The following is a 15,592-nucleotide window of genomic DNA, read 5'->3' as shown; positions in this document are numbered from 1 at the left end:
ATCGAGGACTTTTCCAACCCTTGACGGGTGCGCCGCTGGTGCGGTGCGTCCTCGATTCGCCGGCAGCCAACCCGCCGGCGCCACCCAATGACGACGACTACCGACACTCTGAACAGCGCCGCAGTGGCCACCAAGGCCAATGTGTATTTCGACGGCAAGTGCGTGAGCCACAGCCTCACCCTCGCGGACGGCACGAAGAAATCGGTCGGCGTGATCCTGCCGTCCACCCTCACCTTCAATACCGGCGCCCCCGAGATCATGGAAGGCACCGCCGGCAGCTGCGAATACCAGCTCGCGGGTTCCGACGAGTGGGTCGCCTCGGGCCCCGGCCAGAAGTTCAACGTGCCCGGCAACTCGAGCTTCAAGATCCGCGTCACCGGCGAGCCTTACAGCTACATCTGTCATTTCGGCTGAGCCGCCCGAAACAACGCCAACCGGACCACCCAGACATGTCGACCATCCTCCAAAACGTTCCCGCCGGCCAGAAGGTCGGCATCGCCTTCTCCGGCGGCCTGGACACCAGCGCGGCGCTCCACTGGATGCGCAACAAGGGCGCCATTCCCTACGCCTACACCGCCAACCTCGGCCAGCCCGACGAGCCCGACTACGACGAGATCCCCCGCAAGGCGATGCTCTACGGCGCCGAGAACGCCCGCCTGATCGACTGCCGCGCGCAGCTGGCCAACGAAGGCATCGCCGCCCTGCAGGCCGGCGCCTTCCACGTCACCACCGCCGGCGTCACCTACTTCAACACCACGCCGCTGGGTCGCGCCGTCACCGGCACGATGCTGGTGTCGGCCATGAAGGAAGACGACGTCCACATCTGGGGCGACGGCAGCACCTACAAGGGCAACGACATCGAGCGCTTCTACCGCTACGGCCTGCTGACCAACCCTGCCCTCAAGATCTACAAGCCCTGGCTCGACCAGGTCTTCATCGACGAACTGGGTGGCCGCGCCGAGATGTCGGCGTTCATGCAGAAGGCCGGCTTCGCCTACAAGATGTCGGCCGAGAAGGCCTATTCCACCGACTCCAACATGCTCGGCGCCACGCACGAGGCGAAAGACCTGGAGCACCTGAACAGCGGCATCACCATCGTGCAGCCGATCATGGGCGTGGCCTTCTGGAAGGACGAAGTCGAAGTCAAGCGCGAGACCGTCTCGGTGCGCTTCGAGGAAGGCGTGCCCGTCGCGCTGAACGGCGTGCGCTACTCGAACCTGGTCGACCTGATCCTAGAGGCCAATCGCATCGGCGGCCGCCACGGCCTGGGCATGAGCGACCAGATCGAGAACCGCATCATCGAGGCCAAGAGCCGCGGCATCTACGAGGCTCCCGGCCTCGCGCTGCTGTTCATCGCCTACGAGCGCCTGGTCACCGGCATCCACAACGAGGACACCATCGAGCAGTACCGCGAGAACGGTCGCAAGCTCGGCCGCCTGCTCTACCAGGGCCGCTGGTTCGACCCGCAGGCCATCATGCTGCGCGAGACGGCCCAGCGCTGGGTGGCGCGCGCCATCACCGGCGAAGTGACGGTCGAGCTGCGCCGCGGCAACGACTACTCGATCATGAACACCGAGTCGGCCAACCTCACGTACAAACCCGAGCGCCTGAGCATGGAGAAGGTCGAGGGCGCGTTCACGCCGCTGGACCGCATCGGCCAGCTGACGATGCGCAACCTCGACATCGCCGACACGCGCGAGAAGCTGGGCATCTACACGCAGGTCGGCCTGCTGTCGCCGAACGAAGGCGCGGCGCTGCCGAAGCTGGCGAACGACGGCGACGCGAGCTGATCGACCTCCCCTCTGCCTCCCGCGCGAGGCAGAAACGACAACGGGCCCCTCGGGGCCCGTTTTTCATTGCCATTGCAGGCGCACTGCGATGTCAGTCCCCGCCGCCTCCGCCGCAGCCACCGCCACATCCGCCACCGCCGTCGGACGAACCGCCATCGCTGGAGCCGCCATCGCCGCTGCTCGACGACTCGCTGCCGCCAAACCCGCCGGCATCGCCGGCGCTGCCGCCATCCGACGAAGACGACTCGCCGAAGCTGGTTCCGCAGTGGGCGTCCGAGCCGATGTGCCGCTCCACCGCACGGCAGTCGGGCACGTAGTGGAACCCGCCCGCAATGGCGAACTTGATGTCCAGCGCGAACAGCAATGGCAGACGCCCCGGCTTGCGCGGATCGATGCTCTCCTCCTTGCAGGCCCAGTACCAGGTGCGGCGCAGGCCGTCGTTGCGCCGGGCATCCCTGCCCAGCACCTCGGCCGGGCTGTGATGCAGCATGCCGCCGAAGGCCGCCTTGCACCAGTTCTGGTAGCCCTGCGTGTGCAGGATGAACTCGTGCCAGGCCGTGTCGACCACCTTCGAGGGCATCGCCACGAACTTGCGGTCGCTGCGCAGGTGCGCCATGAAGAACTGGCGCAGGCCGCGCAGCACCAGTTCGGCGTCGCGCCGGCTGAGCTGCGGATGCGCCTCGCAGAGCTTGCCGATCAGGAAGGGCGGCAGCCGGGCCTCGCGGATGAACTGGCGCCGCAGGCTGTTCTCGAGGAACTTGAGCACCGCCGCGAACAGCAGCGCGAACACGATCACCGCCACCATCGATCCCCACCGCCGCGTTCCGAGGAAGAGCGCCAGCAGCGCGACGAGCGGCACGGCCCGTCGGGCCCATACCAGTGCGCCAATGCGGCGGCGGAAATTCAGGTGGAGGAAGTCGAGATCCATGCTGGCGCCGGCGTCAGCTCAGACCACCACCGGCTCCGGCTCCAGCCGGATGCCGAAACGCTCGTACACGCTGGTCTGGATGGCCTTGGCAAGGGTCATCACCTCGCCGCCCGTCACCGGGTTCTCGCGGCCGCCGCGATTGACCAGCACCAGCGCCTGCCGCTCGTAGACACCGGCGTTGCCCACCGACTTGCCCTTCCAGCCGCAGGCGTCGATGAGCCAGCCGGCAGCCAGCTTGATGCTGCCGTCGTCCATCGGGTAGTGCACGATCTTCGGGTCGCGCGCGATGATGTCGGCGCACTGCTCCGGCGTGACGGTCGGGTTCTTGAAGAAGCTGCCGGCATTGCCCAGCACGCGCCAGTCGGGCAGCTTGGCCCGGCGGATGGCGCAGATCCAGTCGAAGATGTCCTGCGCGCTCGGCGTGAAGTTGCCGGTTTCCTCCATCTTCCGCTCGAGATCGAGGTAACCGACCACGGGTTTCCAGGGCTTGGGCAGGCGAAAGCGCACCCGGGTGATCACCGCCCTGCCCGCCAGCCCGAAATCGTTCGGGCCGCTGCGCACGTGCTTGAAGACCGAGTCGCGGTAGCCGAAGGCGCATTGGGCGGCATCGAGGGTGAAGCTGCGGCCGGTCTCGAGGTCGAAGGCGTCGAGCGAATCGAAGCGGTCCTGCAGCTCGACGCCGTAGGCGCCGATGTTCTGCACCGGCGAGCCGCCCACCGTGCCCGGAATGAGCGCCAGGTTTTCCAGCCCCGGGTAGCCGTTGCGCACCATCCACTCGACAGCGTCGTGCCAGGTTTCGCCGGCACCGGCTTCCACGATCCAGGCGCGGGGTGTTTCCTCGAGCAGCCGCAGGCCCTTGATCTCGACCTTCAGCACCAGCGATTTCACGTCGCCCGTCAGCACGATGTTGCTGCCGCCACCCAGCACGAAACGGGGCGCGTCGCGCCATGCCGGATCGGCATGCAGCGCGGCCAGGTCGGCCTCGCCGGCAATGCGCGCCAGGTTCTGCGCGCGCGCGACGATGCCGAAGCTGTTGTAGGGCTGCAGCGGGACGTTGGACTCCACGATCATGGGAGAATTGTCTCATCTGCACCCGTGAAGAATTCAGGAGAGAGTCCATGCCGTCCTTCGATACCGTCTGCGAGCCCAACCTTCCCGAGGTGAAGAACGCAGTCGAGAACACCGCCAAGGAAATCGCAACGCGCTTCGATTTCAAGGGCACGGCCGCCGCCGTCGAGCTCAAGGACAAGGAAATCACCATGATCGGCGACGCCGAGTTCCAGCTCGTCCAGGTCGAGGACATCCTTCGCAACAAGCTCACCAAGCGCAGCGTCGACGTGCGCTTCCTCGACAAGGGCGACGTCCAGAAGATGGGCGGCGACAAGGTCAAGCAGGTCATCAAGGTCAAGAGCGGCATCGAGAGCGACCAGGCCAAGAAGATCACCCGCATCGTCAAGGACAGCAAGCTCAAGGTCCAGGCCGCGATCCAGGGCGACGCGGTGCGCATCACCGGCGCCAAGCGCGACGACCTGCAGGCGGCCATGGCACTGATCAAGAAGGACGTGCCGGACATGCCCCTCACGTTCAACAACTTCAGGGATTGACGCACACCCCCAGGCTTGCCCACTTCGTGTGGCCGCCAACCCCCTCGCCGGGGGCAATACCGGCGGCCCGGTGGAGCGGGTTCCGCGGTATTCCTGGTCTATTCACGCCGAACAACCGGCACTTGGAGTAGCAAGCCTCGTATGAAAAAACTCGTCGTCGCAGCGCAGCTCTTCATTGCCGCTGCCGTGGCGCACGCGGCCGGCTCGGTCACCCTGACCGGCAGCATCGGCAGCCGCGCGATCCTGATCGTGAACGGCAACCCGCCCAAGACAGTGGCGGTCGGCGAGAGCTACCAGGGCGTGAAGCTGGTGTCGCTGCAGGCGGACCAGGCCGTGGTCGAGCTGGAGGGCAAGCGCGTCAACCTGCGCATGGACACGCCGGTCAGCATCGGCGGCGGAGGCGGCTCTGGCGGAGGCGGAAACCGCGTGGTTCTGTCGGCCGACAGCCGCGGGCACTTCATGACGCAGGGCTCAATCAACGGCCGGCCGGTCACCTTCATGCTCGACACGGGCGCGACGGCCATCGCGCTGTCGGCCGACGACGCCCAGCGCATCGGTCTGGACTACAGCAAGGGCCAGCGCGTCCTGATGAACACCGCCAACGGCACGGCCACCGGCTACAAGCTGCGCCTGCAGTCGGTGCGCGTGGGCGACGTGGAGGTGTACGACATCGACGCCATCGTCTCGCAGCAGGCCATGCCCTTCGTGCTGCTGGGCAACAGCTTCATCAACCGCTTCTCGATGCGTCGCGACGCGGACCAGATGGTCCTCGAAAAGCGGTATTGATTGCTCGCCCCAGGCTGCGCGCACTGCGTGCGCTTCGCCAACCCCCTGCCGGGGGCGGGCCGGCCGCTTCGGGCGGCCGTGCGCGGCGGCCCTCGCGAAAAGAACCCTGTCGGATCAGGCCTGGGCGGCCGTCACCACGATCTCGATCTTGTAGGCTGCGTTGGCCATCTTGGCCTGCACGGTGGCGCGCGGCGGCGTGTTGCCGGCCGGGATCCATGCGTCCCACACTTCGTTCATCGCGGTGATGTCGTTGATGTCGGCCAGGAAGATCTGCGTCATGAGAATGCGCGACTTGTCGCTGCCGGCCTCGGCCAGCAGGCGGTCGACCATGCCGAGCACCTGCGTGGTCTGGCCGCGGATGTCCTGGGTGGTGTCGTCGGGCACCTGGCCCGCGAGGTAGATGGTGCCGTTGTGCACGGCCGTCTCCGAGAGACGCGGGCCGACGTGGTAGCGGGTGATGGAAGCCATGGACGTGTTCTTTCTTCGGTTCAGGTTGGTTTCTTCTTGGAGCCGAGCTTCGACTCCGTGCCGGCGGCGAGCCGGCGGATGTTCTCGCGGTGCCGCCAGATCAGCAGCAGGCTCATGACGATGATCGCGACCAGCGCCGTGCGGTCCAGCGGCCATGCGATGCCGCCGCCGATCAGGTAGTAGGCCGGTGCGAAGAAAGCTGCCACCAGCGACGACAGCGACGAATAGCGGAAGAAGATCGCGATGATCAGCCAGGTGGCGCCGGTGGCCAGCCCGAGCCAGGGCGCGACGCCCACCAGCACGCCGGCGGCCGTGGCCACGCCCTTGCCGCCCTGGAAGCCGAAGAAGACCGGGTAGAGATGGCCGAGGAACGCGGCCACGCCGGCCACCGCGGCAACGCCCCCGCCCAGCCCCCATTGGGCGCCGAACTGGTGGATGAGGAACACCGGCACCCAGCCCTTGAGTGCGTCGAGCAGCAGCGTGGCGAGCGCCGCGCCCTTGTTGCCGGAGCGCAGCACATTGGTGGCGCCGGGGTTCTTGCTGCCGTAGCTGCGCGGGTCGGCCATGCCGAGCGCCTTGCTGACGATGACGGCGAAGGAAAGCGAGCCGATCAGGTACGACGCCACGATGGCAATGATGGAAGGCAAGGTGAAGCTCAAGACGGCACTCCGCGGGGATGGTTGTTGTTCTGTGTTCGGCGTATCGGGCAATCTACGCCCCGGGCGGCGATTGGATCACGACGTACTGCTTGCGGAATTCGAAGCCGCGGTCGGGCCATTGCGCCGCATAGGCACGCAGGGCATCGGCGCCGGCGGGCCAGTCCTCGCCGTTGATGCGGCAATCGGCCTGCACCTCGCCCTCTGCGTCGCGCGCGGCATAGAGCCGCACGCCATAGAGGCCGTCCGACTCGATCTGCGGCTTGAAGGCGTCCCAGGTGTTGGTGAACAGGCAGCAGGGGCAGAACGGATGCTCTTCCTCTTCCGTGGCTTCCTTCGCATGCTGGTGCGCCACCGGCCCGAAGAGCACGCGCCGCTCGCGAGCCGGCTGCCCCTCGCCCTCCTTCGCGCTCCAGTTCATCTGCATCGAGGTGCAGTGGCTCAGGCCGGCCGCATCGGCCGAAAGCGCGTCGAGGAACACGACCAGGTCGACCTGCGCCCAGAGATCGAAGCCCCGGGTCAGCGAGGCCGCGATGTCGGCGCCGAGGGAATGCTGGAACTCGAAGAGTCCCTGCGGCAGCAGCTCGGCATGCGCCACCTCGATGGTGCTGCTGGTGCGCACGCTGCCGTCGGAGTTGGCCCAGTAGCTGGTGATCTGCGGCCACAGCCACAGGCCGCTGTCGGGCAGCCGCAGCCAGCCTTCGCGCTCGCGTGCCGGCGCGTGGCCGCGTGCTTCCAGCGTTTCGAGCAGCAGGTCGGTGAGGTCGAAGACCTCGGTCCAGTCCTTCTTGCCGTCGTTGAACTCGACCTCGAAGGACGGCCCGCCGCCCTCGTTGGCCGGACAGAGCGGAGGAAAGAAACCGGAGTTGGAAGACGGTGATGTCGCCATGGCGGCGGCTATTCTGCCAGCGCGCATTGCACGGGCTTCGCGCCCAGCAGCGCCACGCACACCTGCGGATCGATGCCGATCAGGTAGCCGCGCCGCCCGCCGTTGAGCACGATGCGCGGCAGCTCCAGGATGCTCGACTCCACGTACACCGGCATCTCGCGCCGCGTGCCGAAGGGCGAAGTACCGCCCACCATGTAGCCGCTGTGCCGCTGCGCCACCTCGGGCTTGCAGGGCTCGACCGACTTGGCGCCGATCTGCCGCGCGAGGTTCTTGGTCGACACCGTGCGGTTGCCGTGCATCAGCACGATCAGCGGCCTGGCGTCCTGGTCCTGCATCACCAGCGTCTTGATGACGGTGAATGGGTCGAGCCCCAGCATCTCGGCGCCGCGCTGCGCGCCGCCGTGCTCGACGTACTCGTAGGGATGCTCGGTGAACGCGATCTTGTGCGCGCGCAGCAGCTGGGTGGCGGGTGTCTCGGAGGTGTGGGTGCTCTTCTTGGCCATCTCGGCGGCCGCCCGGTTTCAGGGACGGCTTCAGGAATGCTTCAGGAAATTTATTGTTTTACGATAAAAACTTGCCGTATTGCATTGAATACCGGCTCACTCATGCAGCATACGCCAGCCTCGGCCGCCACGCCCTCGTTCTACCTGAAGCGCCACGCGCAGGTCGTGCAGGCGCTCGTCCTGGCCGGGGCTGCCCTGCTGCTCGTGCAACCCGTGCTGCTGCTCGCGGCCAGCGACTGGCTCGACGTCTTCGGCATCGGCAGCTTCCTCGGCCTGCCCAGCCTGCCGACCGACGCGGCGGGCCGCTGGCGCACCGCGCTGGTCAGCCTGCTGCCGGTGGGCGGCGGCCTCTATGCGCTGCTGCATCTGTGGCGACTGTTCGGCGAATACGGCCGTGGCCGCGTCTTCGGCGCCACGGCGCAGGATGCGCTGGTGCGCTTTGCCTGGGCCGTGCTGCTGCTGGCCCTGCTGCTCCCGCTTGCGCGCGGACTGATGACCGTCGCGCTCAGCATCGGCTACCCGCCGGGCCAGCGCTTCCTGGCGATCAGCATCGCTTGGTTCGACTGCCTGCACATCCTGTTCGGCGCCGTGCTCGTGGCCATCGCCCGGGTCATGGCCGAGGCGCGCCGCCTGGCCGACGACAACGCAGGCTTCGTCTGACCCCGCCATGCCCATCGTCGTGAACCTCGATGTGATGCTCGCCCGCCGCAAGATGCGATCGCGCGAACTGGCCGAGCGCGTCGGCATCACCGAACAGAACCTGTCGCTGCTCAAGAGCGGCAAGGTGCGCGGCGTGCGCTTCGACACGCTGGAGCGCATCTGCGAGGTGCTGCAATGCCAGCCCGGCGACCTGCTCGAGTGGCAGCCGCCGCCCACGGACTGATGCGCCGCCCCGCGCTGCCGGCGCTGGTGCTGGCCGTGGTGGCGATGCACGCGGCGGTGCTCTGGCTGCTGGTGATCGCCACCAGACCGCACGAAGGCAATAGCGCTCATCCGGCCAGGCGCATCGTGATGGCGCTGGTGCAGATCACTCCCAGGGTGAAAGTCGAGCCACCGGCACCACCGAAGGAAGCGGTAGTACGCGCTCCGATGGCACCTTCACCGCCTACAGGCGCCGCCCGCACGCCTAAACCTTTGCGCGGCAACGCGCCGCCCGCAACCGATGCTCCGACGACAGACCCAGAAGCGCCGCAGTCCGCGAGCGCCGCACCACCACCGCCGCTGATCCTTCACTCGGAAAGCGCCCGCCGAGCGCTGCGCGACATAGGCCGCGAACACTCCTTCGCCGACCAGGCCAACCAGGACCTCAACGGCAACCCGCGCTCCGCTTTCGATTCCCCGCTGAGCGCGGGCGTCTCGGGCGCCGCCCGCGGCGACTGCAGGAAAGGCGAGTTCAAGGGCGGTGGCATGGGCCTGCTGAGCCTGCCCGCGCTCGCCCTGGCCGCCGCAAGCGGTGAATGCGCTCGCTGAATCAGCCGTCACAAGGTGGCATCAGATCGCTTCGTGCTTTGCAGGATCTCGATGATCAGGTCTTTTCGCTGCTGCAAATCGGGACTGAAGAAAGGCTCGGGAGCAGGCATTCCGCTGATGGATACAGGATGCGCCATGACTGACAAACTCTCGGCAACTTCGAGCGCCGACTTCGGTGTGCGCACCCGATAGGTAACGATCCCTTGGGTATCGACGCCGGCGTCGACCAGGAAGCGAACCACGTCAGGCCGATACCGCTCGATCGCGATTCCGAGGGCACTCTGCCCGGACGTATTCTGCGCGCCCACGTCGACACCTCGCTCTCGCAAGGCCGCGAGCACCTGCACGGCACCCTTGTCCTGCGCTGCAATCTGGACAACCGTTCTGCCCGCATCAGTGACCGGAGAACCATGGCGAAGCAGCCAGAGTTGCGCATCCGGATTGCCTCGAAACTCCTCGAGCGGCCCTGCGCCCTCGAGGCGTGCGCCGGCCTGCCTCATCGCGTCGAGCACCTCGACGGATGCATAGGAGAGCGCCTCCCTCAACGGCGTAGTTTCCCGGTTGCTCGGGAAAGTACGGCCCTGCGCGTTGATGTCCAGCCCGAGATCCACGAGACGCCGGACATCGGCTGTCGTGTCGAGGCGCATGGTGTGAAACAGCATCGTGCCGATGGCAGTGCGAGCGCGCGGATCGGCACCTCTGACCAACAGTCGCGCCAACACCGCTGGTGCCCGCCCGGCGTCCACGACCACCTGCGGCGTCATGAACCGCGCGGCCCCAGCATTCAAATAGGCCTCAGCCAACACCGGGGACTTCCGCCAAACCGCACAGGCCAGTGCTTTCTCATCACCAATTGCCAGCCCTTCCCCATGCAGTTCGGCGACCAGTTTCGCCAATTCGCCTTCGCTGCCGCGGCTTTCGCAAGTTGCGAGGAACAGCTCTTCGAGTTCGCCTCGTCTTGCCGCGAAATCAGGCGTCTTGATCCAATGCCTGAAATAGTCGATCTGCCCGGACTGCAATGCGCGCCGCGCGACCCCTTCATGCTGAACCGGCGTGAGCTTCAGTCCCGCCCCTTGGCTCGCCAAAGCCTCGAACAAGTCGAGGCGCCTGGCCTGCAGTGCTGCCGAAAGAGGTGCGTCCGCCGACACTCGCCCCGAACGCACCAGCGCACGGGCCATCACCATCGCGGATTCACCGCTCAGCGAGAAAAGCTGGTCCTGCCAAACGGGTCGGCAATCCTGTCGCAGCGGCGCGCCCCTGTTTGAAGCGCGAACCAACTCGATTTCCACTCGCCGGTTTTTGGCGCGTCCCAAACTGGTGGTGTTGGTCGCGACCGGCTGTTTCGCAGCCTTTCCCTCCGTATAGATTTGTGCAGCCGTCCATCCGGCATTCGCCATCAACCACTCCCCGACTCGCTCCGCCCTTCGTCTGGCGATCAGTTCGGGATTGCGCTCGTCCGCAGCCGCATGCCCGATCACAACGGCTGTTTCGAGCTGGGTGCTGCCAAACCGGCACAGCAACACCTCCAGCGCATCGAGCTGATCGCCTCCGATCTCTGCAGCATTCAACGGGAACGCGGCGTCAACGTAATAGGCAACCGGCGAAGAACTCCAGACCGATTGAGAAGCAGCCCCCAGCGACGCCGCAAGCGCGAGGCGTCCGAGAAGACGAGGAAGCCGACTCAGTCGCACCGGCAGCCTTGGCTCATGCCGCCGGATCGCGGATGTCCCAGCGGATCTTGTCGATCTCCGCCAGAACTTCCGGCGACAGCGTGGTGCCGTACACGTCCAGGTCTTCTTCCAGCTGCGCCAGCGAGGTCACGCCGATGATCGTGCTCGCCACCTGCCACTTCGTGTAGCAGAAGGCCAGCGCCAGCTGCGTCGGCGTCAGGCCGTTGTCGCGCGCGAGCTGGTTGTAGCGCTTGGCGGCGCGCAGCGAATCGGGGCGGCCCCAGCGCTGCTTGCGCACCGACTCGTAGCTCGAGATGCGCGCGCCCTTCGGTGCGTCCGGGCCCTCGATGCCACTCTGGTCGTACTTGCCGGTCAGCAGGCCGAAGGCCAGCGGCGAATACGCCAGCAGCGACACGCCCAGGCGGTGCATCGTCTCGTCCAGCCCGTTCTCGTAGCCGCGGCTGATGAGGCTGTACACGTTCTGCACCGTCGCCACGCGCGGCAGACCGTGCTGCTCTGCCAGTCGCACGAACTCGTGCACGCCGTAGGGCGTTTCGTTCGACAGGCCGATGGCGCGCACCTTGCCCGCCTTCACCAGCTTGCCCAGCGCTTCCAGCTGCTCGTGGATCGGCGTCTTCGAGGTTTCCTTCGCCGGGTCGTAGTAGATGTTGCCGAAGAGGGGCACGTGGCGCTCGGGCCAGTGGATCTGGTAGAGATCGATGACGTCGGTGCGCAGCCGCTTCAGGCTGGCGTTGCACGAGGCTTCGATGTCCGCGGCCGTCATGCCGCTGCCTTCACGCACCCAGGGCATGCCGCGCGAGGGACCGGCCACCTTGGTCGCGACCACCAGCTTCTCGCGCGCGCCGGGGTTGGCGGCGAACCAGTTGCCGATGATGGTCTCGGTGACGCTGTAGGTTTCCTTGCGCGTGGGCACCGAATACATCTCGGCGGTGTCGATGAAGTCGACGCCCCGTTCCAGCGAGCGGCTCAGGATGGCATGGGAGGTGGGCTCGTCGACCTGTTCGCCGAAGGTCATCGTGCCGAGGCAGATCGGGGTGACGTGCAGGTCGCTTTGACCGAGTTGGATCTTTTTCATGCGCGGGATGCTACCGCCCCGGTCCGCAGCCCGCAGACGGCCCCGCCAAAACCCGAGCGCCGCGCCCCCGGGCACTGTCCTGTGCCGGACTGCGTCAGTACAAAGGCCTCCTTATCATCGACGCCCATGTACCAAGCCCTCCGCCCCTCCCGCAGCGAATTCGTGCCCGTGCGCAACCTCAGCTACCACGTGCGGCTGTGGGGCCAGCCTTCCGACGCGCGCCCGCCGCTGGTGCTGGTGCACGGCTGGATGGACGTGGCGGCGTCGTGGCAGTTCGTGGTCGACGCGATGGAGGAAGACCGCTTCATCATCGCCCCCGACTGGCGCGGCTTCGGCCTCACCGACGGCGGCGGCGTCGACAACTACTGGCTCGCCGACTACCTGGCGGACCTCGAATGGCTGCTCGACCACTACGCGGGCGAAGGCGAAAGCGGCCGGCAGGTCGACCTCGTCGGCCACAGCATGGGCGGCAACGTCGCCATGCACTACGCCGGCGTGCGGCCGCAGCGCATCCGCCGCCTCGTCAACCTCGAAGGCTTCGGCATGCCCGCGCGCAAGCCCGACGAAGCCCCCGCGCGCTACGGCCAGTGGATCGACGAACTCAAGCGCCTGCACCGCGGCGAGATGGCGCTGGCCGGCTACTCGGCCGTGGACGGCGTGGCCCGCCGCCTCATGAAGACCAACCCGCGCCTCACGCCCGACAAGGCCGCCTGGCTCGCCAGCCACTGGTCGGTGAACCACGCGCAGCCCGACGGCAGCGAGCGCTGGCAGATCCTCGGCGAGGCGGCGCACAAGATCGTCAACGCACACATCTTCCGCGTCGACGAGACGCTGGCGCTGTATTCGCGCATCACCGCGCCGCTGCTGATGGTCGAAGCCTCCGACGACAGCCTGCACGGCTGGTGGAAGAACCGCTACACGCTCGACGAATTCCACGAGCGGCTGAAGTCGGTCGGCAACGCTCGCATCGAGCGGCTCGCGGATGCGGGGCACATGCTTCATCACGACCAGCCCCGCATCGTCGCGCGGATGATCGAAGAGTTCATCGCCTGAAGAAGCCGGCCGCGGCCTGGTACTCCCCCTACTCCCTTTTTCTTCCACGCGCGGCGCGACATCGCGGCCGGCGCGGCTGCTCGGCCTCTTGGCCTGCTACTTGCAAAGAAAGCCTCACGCCGCTTCGTTGGCACAACGATGAGGCAGACCGTGGTGCGCGTGCGCGCCCAGGCGAGCAAACGTTTCACACCTAAGTTCGCAAACACGGCCTGCAGGTGCACGCGCGGTGGTCGATGCTGGTGCAGCCGGCACGTCTTGGGTGTTCTTGAGCGAAAGGGAGTCCTCGAATGACCAGAGTCGTACGCGCCCACACGCCGCTGGGCGAAGAGCAGCTCATGTTCCGCTCCATGCGCGGCATGGAGGGGCTGTCGCAACTGTTCGAGTTCGACGTCGACCTGCTGAGCCCGAGCATGTCGATCGACATGAAGGCAGTGCTCGGCAAGCCTCTCGCACTCGAGATACAGACGGCCGGGAAACCGCGCTTCCTCAACGGCCAGATCGTTCGCTTCACGATGATCGGCAAGGAAGGCGACACCTCGCGCCACATCGTCTACCGCGCGAGCGTGCGGCCCTGGCTCTGGTACCTCACGCGCAGCAGCGACTGCAAGATCTTCCAGAACAAGTCGGTGGTCGAGATCCTCGAGGAGGTGTTCGCCGACTACGGCTTCGCCTTCGAGAAGAGGCTCGGCGGCAGCTACCGGCAGTGGGAATACTGCGTGCAGTACCAGGAAACCGACTTCGCCTTCGTCAGTCGCCTGATGGAGCACGAAGGCATCTACTACTTCTTCGAGCATGCGAAGAACCAGCACACGCTGGTGCTGGCCGACGACATCGGCGCGCACGAGCCCCTGCCGGCCTATCCGAAGATCAGCTACCTCGCCACCGACCGCGACCTGGCCCCGTTCCAGGAAGTGATCGACCAGTGGCAGGTCACGGAAGAAATCCGCCCCGGCAGCTACGTGGTGGACGACTTCGACTTCAAAAAGCCGCGCGCCGATCTCATGAACGTGCGAAACCAGCCGCGCGGCGGCGATCACGGCCAGTACGAGATGTACGAATGGCTCGGCGGCTTCAGCGAGTCCGAGCAGGGCGAGCACTACGCGCGCATCCGCCTCGAGGAGGCGCAGGCACAGGCCGAGCGCGACATCGGCCACACCAATGTGCGCGGCATGGCGCCCGGCTACCGCTTCACCATGCAGAACTGCCCGCGCGAGGACGACAACCGCGAGTACCTCGTGGTGTCGGTCTCCTATGCGCTGCGCGAGGGAGGCTATGCGAGCGGCAGCGAACCCGGCTCCTGCAGCTTCGACTTCGCGGTGCAGCCCGCCAGCTGCGCCTTTCGCGCGCCGCGCGTGACGCCGATGCCGCGCGCCAACGGCCCGCAGACAGCCACCGTGGTGGGCAAGGCAGGACAGGAGTTCTGGGTCGACCAGTACGGCCGCGTGAAGGTGCAGTTCCGCTGGGACCGCTACGGAAAGAGCGACGAGAACAGCTCGTGCTGGGTGCGCGTGTCCAGCGCCTGGGCCGGCTCGAACTACGGAGCAGTGAACCATCCGCGCCGGGGCCAGGAGGTGGTGGTCGACTTCATCGGAGGACACCCCGACCGGCCGATCATCATCGGCCGCGTCTACAACGCCGACCAGATGCCGCCGCTGGAGCTGCCGGCCAAGGTCACGGTGAGCGGCTTCGTCAGCCGCAGCAGGGACGGCTCCGCCGCCAACGCCAACGAGTTCATCCTTGACGACGCGCCGGGCTGCGAGCTGGTGCGAATCCATGCCGAGAAGGACTTCGAGATCGACGTGGAGAACGACCTGAGGATCCACGTCGAGAACGACGAGACAGAGACCATCGACGGCCACCGCAACACCCACGTCCTGAAGACCGACACCCTCACCGTCGACCGCACCCGCGACACCATCGTCAAGCAGAAGGACACCGCCGAGTACCGCAACGGCTCGAAGCTCACCGTCTCGGGCGCGCTCACCGAGCATTTCTTCGACAACCGCATCGAGACCACCACCAGGCTCGGCTCGAAGGAGACGGTGCTCAGCGGCCAGTCGGAGGTCGTCGTCAACGCGGGCCTGCGCCACGAGACCTTCGACAAGGGATTGCTGGTCGACGTGAAGGAGGGCATGGACGAGGAGATCCACACCGGCAACTCCATACTGAAGACGCTCGCCGGCAACCGGCAGGAAACCTACCAGACCGGCTGGCAGCGCGACGTCGTGGGCGGCGGCGGCAAGGACAACATCAAGGGCGGCCTGGAGGAAACCATCGAGACGGGCGACCACAACTCGACCGTTTCGTCCGGCAACTACCACGGCAAGGCGCAGAAGGTGACCATCGAGGCCACGGCGGGCGACGTCGACATCAAGGCCAGCGGCGACTTCACCTTCGAGGGCAATCACGTCAAGCGCGTGAACCGCGTGCTGCTGTGGGACTGGTCGCCCACGGCCGTGCTGGCCACCGGCCTCTCGAGCGCGACCTACGGCGTGAACAACAGCAACGCCGGCCTCACGATCACGAGCAACATCAAGAAGATGGACGCCACCGCGCAGATCCTGAACATGTACGCGCACCAGGCCAACTTCGGCGCCGTGAGCTTCTCGAACGTGGTGGCCGAGGAGCACGCCGGAGGCTTCTGGGGCGCGCTCAAGGGCTTCGTGCTCTTCGGCTGAG

General features: G+C 66.6%; 17 protein-coding genes. 9 read left to right on the top strand and 8 right to left on the bottom strand.

Features of this window, described 5'->3' with window-relative positions; genetic code table 11:
• The first annotated feature begins 87 nt into the window (after positions 1 to 87).
• Together BMY35_RS15295 and argG are read left to right on the top strand one after the other, a co-directional pair.
• Complete coding sequence (locus BMY35_RS15295) at positions 88 to 414, top strand: pyrimidine/purine nucleoside phosphorylase (RefSeq protein ID WP_093200341.1); 327 nt, start codon at positions 88 to 90, stop codon at positions 412 to 414.
• Between the two features lie 35 nt (positions 415 to 449).
• Positions 450 to 1,790 (top strand): argininosuccinate synthase, encoded by a 1,341-nt coding sequence (gene argG / locus BMY35_RS15290; RefSeq protein ID WP_093200338.1) that lies wholly within the window; start codon positions 450 to 452, stop codon positions 1,788 to 1,790.
• 91 nt (positions 1,791 to 1,881) lie between these two features.
• Here argG and BMY35_RS15285 read toward each other — a convergent pair whose 3' ends face one another.
• Positions 1,882 to 2,718 carry a glycine-rich domain-containing protein gene (locus BMY35_RS15285; protein ID WP_093200335.1) on the bottom strand — a complete coding sequence of 279 codons (837 nt, stop codon included), beginning with the start codon at positions 2,716 to 2,718 and terminating at the stop codon, positions 1,882 to 1,884.
• Between the two features lie 18 nt (positions 2,719 to 2,736).
• Positions 2,737 to 3,789, bottom strand: coding sequence for a UDP-N-acetylmuramate dehydrogenase (murB, locus tag BMY35_RS15280; RefSeq protein WP_093200332.1), 1,053 nt, complete (start codon positions 3,787 to 3,789; stop codon positions 2,737 to 2,739).
• Between the two features lie 47 nt (positions 3,790 to 3,836).
• Between murB and BMY35_RS15275 the strand changes: the two genes are divergently transcribed.
• Together BMY35_RS15275 and BMY35_RS15270 are read left to right on the top strand one after the other, a co-directional pair.
• Positions 3,837 to 4,322, top strand: coding sequence for a YajQ family cyclic di-GMP-binding protein (locus BMY35_RS15275; RefSeq protein ID WP_093200329.1), 486 nt, complete (start codon positions 3,837 to 3,839; stop codon positions 4,320 to 4,322).
• Between the two features lie 141 nt (positions 4,323 to 4,463).
• Positions 4,464 to 5,108: a retropepsin-like aspartic protease family protein gene (locus tag BMY35_RS15270; RefSeq protein WP_093200326.1), complete on the top strand. Its 645-nt coding sequence runs from the start codon at positions 4,464 to 4,466 to the stop codon at positions 5,106 to 5,108.
• A gap of 114 nt (positions 5,109 to 5,222) precedes the next feature.
• Here the strand turns inward: BMY35_RS15270 and BMY35_RS15265 are convergent, their stop codons facing one another.
• The 4 genes from BMY35_RS15265 to BMY35_RS15250 are packed head-to-tail and all read right to left on the bottom strand — an operon-like array spanning position 5,223 to position 7,624.
• The gene (locus BMY35_RS15265) at positions 5,223 to 5,576 is read right to left on the bottom strand and encodes a RidA family protein (RefSeq protein ID WP_093200323.1); all 354 of its coding nucleotides are present in this window, start codon (positions 5,574 to 5,576) and stop codon (positions 5,223 to 5,225) included.
• 20 nt (positions 5,577 to 5,596) lie between these two features.
• Positions 5,597 to 6,235 (bottom strand): glycerol-3-phosphate 1-O-acyltransferase PlsY, encoded by a 639-nt coding sequence (gene plsY, locus BMY35_RS15260; RefSeq protein ID WP_093200320.1) that lies wholly within the window; start codon positions 6,233 to 6,235, stop codon positions 5,597 to 5,599.
• A gap of 52 nt (positions 6,236 to 6,287) precedes the next feature.
• Positions 6,288 to 7,121: a DUF6348 family protein gene (locus BMY35_RS15255; protein WP_093200317.1), complete on the bottom strand. Its 834-nt coding sequence runs from the start codon at positions 7,119 to 7,121 to the stop codon at positions 6,288 to 6,290.
• Positions 7,122 to 7,129: 8 nt separating this feature from the next.
• Entirely contained in the window at positions 7,130 to 7,624 is a 495-nt protein-coding gene (locus tag BMY35_RS15250) for an aminoacyl-tRNA deacylase (protein WP_093200314.1), read from the bottom strand.
• A 102-nt stretch (positions 7,625 to 7,726) separates the two neighbouring features.
• On the opposite strand from BMY35_RS15250, the gene BMY35_RS15245 reads away from it, so the two are divergent.
• Genes BMY35_RS15245 through BMY35_RS15235 form a run of 3 tightly spaced genes read left to right on the top strand, consistent with a single transcriptional unit; the run spans position 7,727 to position 9,094 of the window.
• On the top strand, positions 7,727 to 8,284 hold the full coding sequence (locus BMY35_RS15245) for a DUF2975 domain-containing protein (RefSeq protein ID WP_093200311.1): 558 nt from the start codon (positions 7,727 to 7,729) through the stop codon (positions 8,282 to 8,284).
• A gap of 7 nt (positions 8,285 to 8,291) precedes the next feature.
• Positions 8,292 to 8,507, top strand: coding sequence for a helix-turn-helix domain-containing protein (locus BMY35_RS15240; protein WP_093200308.1), 216 nt, complete (start codon positions 8,292 to 8,294; stop codon positions 8,505 to 8,507).
• Complete coding sequence (locus BMY35_RS15235) at positions 8,483 to 9,094, top strand: superantigen-like protein SSL4 (protein ID WP_143080685.1); 612 nt, start codon at positions 8,483 to 8,485, stop codon at positions 9,092 to 9,094. Before BMY35_RS15240 ends, BMY35_RS15235 begins: the two co-directional genes overlap by 25 nt.
• A gap of 8 nt (positions 9,095 to 9,102) precedes the next feature.
• Here the strand turns inward: BMY35_RS15235 and BMY35_RS15230 are convergent, their stop codons facing one another.
• Together BMY35_RS15230 and BMY35_RS15225 are read right to left on the bottom strand one after the other, a co-directional pair.
• A complete protein-coding gene (locus tag BMY35_RS15230; protein WP_093200301.1) occupies positions 9,103 to 10,785 on the bottom strand; it encodes an OmpA family protein in 1,683 nt (560 codons plus the stop codon).
• 13 nt (positions 10,786 to 10,798) lie between these two features.
• The gene (locus BMY35_RS15225) at positions 10,799 to 11,860 is read right to left on the bottom strand and encodes an aldo/keto reductase (RefSeq protein WP_093200298.1); all 1,062 of its coding nucleotides are present in this window, start codon (positions 11,858 to 11,860) and stop codon (positions 10,799 to 10,801) included.
• Positions 11,861 to 11,986: 126 nt separating this feature from the next.
• Between BMY35_RS15225 and BMY35_RS15220 the strand changes: the two genes are divergently transcribed.
• Entirely contained in the window at positions 11,987 to 12,913 is a 927-nt protein-coding gene (locus BMY35_RS15220) for an alpha/beta fold hydrolase (protein ID WP_093200295.1), read from the top strand.
• Positions 12,914 to 13,200: 287 nt separating this feature from the next.
• Entirely contained in the window at positions 13,201 to 15,591 is a 2,391-nt protein-coding gene (locus tag BMY35_RS15215; protein ID WP_093200292.1) for a type VI secretion system Vgr family protein, read from the top strand.
• Position 15,592 lies beyond the last annotated feature (1 nt).

This window comes from Variovorax sp. YR750 (assembly GCF_900109805.1).
Lineage (GTDB): Bacteria > Pseudomonadota > Gammaproteobacteria > Burkholderiales > Burkholderiaceae_C > Variovorax > Variovorax gossypii.
Note: the sequence above shows the minus strand (reverse complement) of the source record. Positions and strands in the feature narration are given on the sequence as shown.